Source organism: Halorubrum tibetense, assembly GCF_042661865.1.
Lineage (GTDB): Archaea > Halobacteriota > Halobacteria > Halobacteriales > Haloferacaceae > Halorubrum > Halorubrum tibetense.
This window is the reverse complement of sequence record NZ_JBHSWW010000177.1, coordinates 1-5038: the sequence shown is the minus strand read 5'-3', so window position 1 is coordinate 5038 and position 5038 is coordinate 1. Positions and strand designations below refer to the sequence as shown.

The 5038-nt window shown below is 63.6% G+C and carries 4 protein-coding genes and 1 pseudogene; all 5 read left to right on the top strand.

What is annotated here, in order from left to right; translation table 11 throughout:
- Positions 1-193: pseudogene (locus tag ACFQEU_RS11135) on the top strand (ABC transporter ATP-binding protein); the annotation flags it as partial.
- Positions 194-311: 118 nt separating this feature from the next.
- Positions 312-1703, top strand: coding sequence for a signal recognition particle protein Srp54 (locus tag ACFQEU_RS11130; RefSeq protein ID WP_379782122.1), 1392 nt, complete (start codon positions 312-314; stop codon positions 1701-1703).
- 780 nt (positions 1704-2483) lie between these two features.
- Positions 2484-3302: a hypothetical protein gene (locus tag ACFQEU_RS11125; protein WP_379782120.1), complete on the top strand. Its 819-nt coding sequence runs from the start codon at positions 2484-2486 to the stop codon at positions 3300-3302.
- A gap of 160 nt (positions 3303-3462) precedes the next feature.
- Complete coding sequence (locus tag ACFQEU_RS11120; protein WP_379782118.1) at positions 3463-4719, top strand: RNA-guided endonuclease InsQ/TnpB family protein; 1257 nt, start codon at positions 3463-3465, stop codon at positions 4717-4719.
- 36 nt (positions 4720-4755) lie between these two features.
- Positions 4756-5038: MFS transporter (locus ACFQEU_RS11115; protein WP_379782116.1), on the top strand; the 283-nt coding region annotated here is incomplete at its 3' end.

Below are 5038 nucleotides of genomic sequence, written 5' to 3'. Positions count from 1 at the left end.
GGCGCTCGACGACGTCCTCGACGCCGCGACGTCCGACCTGTTGGCCGGGGACGCGACGGCGGCCCGCGACGCGCTTCGGCGCGAGTTCGCCACGCCGTGTGAGTCCGACCCGATCGAGGTACACCAGGTGACGCCGACACAGGAGGCGAAGTGCGTGCGCTACGACGAGGGCGAGTCGTACGCGGTCGAGTGACGGCCGTCGAGTGCTAGTCACCTCGATCCGTTTGCGACCACCGGACGATGGTCGCACCGATGCGCTCGCGCCCCCGACGAACAAAGCCTTTACCGCGTGGCGCGTCTAGTCTCGTCAAATGGTACTCGACGACCTCGGAACGTCCCTGCGGAGCAGCCTCGACAAGCTCCAAGGAAAGACGAGACTCGACGAGGACGACGTCGAGGAGATCGTCAAGGAGATCCAGCGGTCGCTGCTCTCCGCCGACGTCGACGTCTCCCTCGTGATGGAGCTCTCCTCGTCGATCGAGAGCCGCGCGTTGGAGGAGGAGCCGCCGGGCGGTACCACCGCCCGCGACCACGTCCTCAAGATCGTTTACGAGGAGATGGTCGCGCTCGTCGGCGACTCCACGGAGCTCCCGCTGGAGAACCAGACGATCCTGCTGGCCGGCCTCCAGGGGTCGGGGAAGACCACCTCCGCCGCCAAGATGGCGTGGTGGTTCTCGAAGAAGGGGCTCCGCCCCGCCGTGATCCAGACTGACACCTTCCGGCCCGGGGCGTACGACCAGGCCAAACAGATGTGTGAGCGCGCGGAGGTCGACTTCTACGGCGACCCGGACGGCGACGACCCCGTGGAGATCGCCCGCGAGGGGCTGGAGGCGACCGCCGACGCCGACGTCCACATCGTGGACACGGCCGGTCGCCACGCGCTCGAGGACGACCTGATCGCCGAGATCGAGGAGATAGAGGGCGTGGTCGACCCGGACCGCTCGCTGCTCGTGCTCGACGCCGCGATCGGCCAGGGGGCGAAAGAGCAGGCCAAGCAGTTCGAGTCGTCGATCGGGATCGAGGGCGTCGTCATCACCAAGCTCGACGGGACCGCGAAGGGTGGCGGGGCACTCACGGCGGTCAACGAGACCGGCTCCTCCATCGCCTTCCTCGGCACCGGGGAGACGGTCCAGGACATCGAGCGGTTCGAACCCTCGGGGTTCATCTCGCGACTGCTCGGGATGGGCGACCTCAAGCAGCTCTCCGAGCGGGTCGAGCGCGCGATGCAGGAGACCCAGGAGGAGGACGAGGACTGGGATCCCGAGCAGCTGCTGGAGGGGAACTTCACCCTGAAGGACATGCAAAAGCAGATGAACGCGATGAACCGCATGGGCCCGCTCGATCAGGTGATGGACATGATCCCGGGGATGGGCGGCGGGATGATGGACCAGCTGCCCGACGACGCGATGGACGTCACTCAGGACCGGATGCGTTCGTTCGAGCGCATCATGGACTCGATGACCGACGAGGAGCTGGAGAACCCGCGCGTCGTCGGCCAGGAGCGAACCGAGCGGATCGCCCGCGGCTCCGGCACCGACGAGGAGACGGTCCGGCAGCTCCTCGAACAGCACGCGATGATGGAGCGGACCATCGACCAGTTCCAGGGGATGGGCGAGGGTGACATGCAGCGGATGATGAAGAAGATGGGCGGCGGGAGCGGCGGCCTCGGCGACATGATGGGCGGCGGCAAGGGCCCGTTCTGAGTGACGACGGCAAGGAGCCGTTCCGAGCGACGACAGCAAGACCGGTTGAGGCCCGACATCCTCGACGTGTCGGCTCTGTTGAGATCCGTAGAAAGAGAGATATCTCACCCGATTGCGGCCGATACGGATACGACAACGATCCGTTTCGGGAGTGAGTCTCGTACTGTGAGTGGTCGCCTGTTTATAAATGAACGAGTGGTGTTGCTGGCGCGGTGAACACGCCCGAAGCCCCAGTCGCTCGTTTATACCTCGTTGACTATAGATCGAGTGTGAACGCGTCCAAAGCCCCAGCCGTGGGGACGGCGTACGCTCGCTGCGCTCCTCGTCACTCGCGTTGCTCGTTCCTGCGGTGCTTGGGTCGCCTACGCCGTCCCCACGGCTGCCCCTTTGAGTCCCACCCGGCACCGCAACCGCCCCGCACCTCACGCCTCCCCAGCCTCGTCGTCGTCGGCCTCGCTCCGCTCGGCCGCCGCCGACTCCCTCGCACCGTCGGTTCGCGCCTTTATAAGGCGCGAACCGGGGCGCGCAGCCGCGCTCCTTTATAAACGATCGTCGCAGCCGTTCGTGGTTAATTTATATACTATCCCGTCGCTATCGATCTGGGAGATTTACTCCCGACATCAGCCGACACGTACTCTTCAGTTGGCCGGGTTTTCACCTTCTGTTATCGCTGAAAACGGACTCCAACGGAGCTGGAGCGTCCTAAACAGCCCCCGAACCGTGCGGCGGATCGTGGTGCGGGCCACGAACGTTTTTCAGACCTGCTCTCGATCCACTCGCATGGTCCAGCCCTCCGACGACCCGTCGAGCGACGGCTCGCGACCTCGCGGCCTGCTCTTCGACCGGACCCTCACGCACGTCGAGCGACTCCTCCCGCTCGCACTCGTGCCGCTCGTCACCGCACTGCTCAACGTCGATGACCTGACTGCGACGGGAGGAACCGACACGCTGGTCTCCGTCAGAGCCTCGTTCCCGGTGTACCGATACGACCTCTGGAGCATCGTCGAATCGCCCGGCGACGGGAGCACGTTGGCCTCGGTCCCGCTCGACTCGGTGGGGCCGCTCGCGCTCGTCCCCCCGCTCCTCGGCGTGTACGTCGTCGTCTCCGGGCTCCTGAGCGCGGGATACTTCGGGAGCATCGCGGCGGGGATCGAGACGGGGCGGTTCGATTTCGGGACCAACGTCCGGCGGTTCGGCGTCCGGCTGATCGTGTTGGAGGCGGTCGTGGTCGCCGGGGTCTTCCTCGCTCTCGTCCCGTTGGTCGCCGTTCCGCCGCTGTTCGCGCTCGCCGTGCTGGCGCTTCTCGTCCTCTCGTATCTGTTCTTTCCGACCGTGTACGTGCTGGTGTTGGAGGACCGCGGGATCGGATCGGCGGCCCGGCGGGCGTACGGGCTCGTCAAACGCCACCAGCCGGTGTGGTTCTTCCTCGCGCTGCTGGCAGTGACGGCGCTCTGTTCGGTTCCATTGAGCATGTTGACCTACCTCGGCCCCGTGCCCGCGGTCATCGCGGCGGTCGTCGCGGCACCGATCGCTCTCGCGTTCAACGTCGCGACGGCACTGAAGGTCGACGAGATGGCCGCCATCGACACGACCACCTGACGCGGTCGCCGTCTTCACATAGATGCAAGGTGGAAGCCCACGGCTTCAGCCGTGGGAGGAATCCGACACTCCTCGACACAAACCACGAGCGATAGCAACCCGACTCCCCCAACGTCAGTCGCAGAATTCATAAAATAACGCTTCGTGTGTGAGGTTACAGATGGAGGTCAAACGAACTATTCCGGTCAAACTCTCGGTTCCAGAAGACCGAGAGGATGACCTCCATCAGACCATCGAGCAGTTCAACCACGCCTGCAACTACACCGTCCAACACGGCAGGAATGACGACGGCTATCTCGTTCTCAACAAGTCCACCATACACGACGAAGTGTACCATGGCTTGCGAGACGAGACAGACCTGCCCGCGAACCTCTGCGTCCGGGCGTACTCGAAAGCCGTCGAAGCGATGAAATCGACAGTTGCAGACTGGAAGAAGGGTGACAGCCGACCACTCCCCCGATTCAACGAGCCGTCTGCCGTCTACGGCAAACGGACGTTGACCATCAAGGACAGGTCGGCCACTCTTTCGACCATCAAGGGTCGGGTCGCCGTTGACTACGTTCTCGGTGACTACCAGAAGTCCTACCTCGATGATGACGACTACGAGAAACGGATGGGGACGCTCCACTACCGCGAAGACGAGGGTGCGTTCTACCTCCACATCGTCATCCAGAAAGAGGTAGAGGAACGCGGTGGCGACCGCGTGATGGGCGTGGATTTGAACCTGAAGAACGTCGCCGTGACCAGCACGGGGTCGTTCTCCGATGGTGGCGAACTACTGTGGGGACAGAACCACCACTTTCGTGTGCGTCGAAGCCTTCAGCACAAAGGCACTCGCTCCGCCAAGCAGGTACTCCGGCGACTGTCGGGGCGAGAAAACCGCTTCGTGCTGAATCGCCTGCACACTATTTCTCGACGCATCGTGGAGGAGGCAGATGCCCACGACTGTTCGTATATCGCCGTCGAACGCTTGACCCACATCCGTGAGCGAATGGATAATCGGAACGACCAACTGAAGCGTCAGATGCACAATTGGGCGTTCCGAGAACTCCAAGAAATGCTCGCGTACAAGGCCAGCGAGTACGGCATCTGTGTCGAGCAGATACCGCCTGCGTTTACGAGTCAGACCTGCTCGAAGTGTGGCCATCAATCAAGTACGAACCGCGACAGCGAGACTGGTTGGTTCGAGTGCAACGACTGTGGCTACTCGATTGACGGCGACTACAACGCAGCGAAAAACATCGGTCTCAAACTGTTAACTTTACCAGAGGGCAAACGTCCCTCTGGGTTGGGCGACGGTCATCTCGCCCTCAGGTCCGGGACGCTAAACGGGAACGGCGATTACACCGCCTACGACAATTCGTCGTCAGACCGGGAGTCCACGGACAAGCCCACGACTTCAGTCATGGGTCGATGACGACGCTTATACAGCTCACCGGAGTACGGGCGTCCGATGGACCTCCGCCGGCTCGGCGAGTACGACGTGTTGGTCCTCGTCTCCCTCATCTGGTTTCTCGGGAAGTTCGTTCGGTACGCGTTCCCGCCGTTGTTCGAGACGCTGCAGGGTGCTTACGGGGTGAGCACCGCGACGATCGGCGTCGCCTTCACTGGGTTCATGACGGTGTACGCGCTGATGCAGTTCCCGAGCGGTGCGGTCGCGGACCGGGTCGGCCCGGTTCGGGTGATCGTCGCCGGCGCGGCCGTCGCGGGACTCGGCGCGTTGGCGGTCGCGGTCG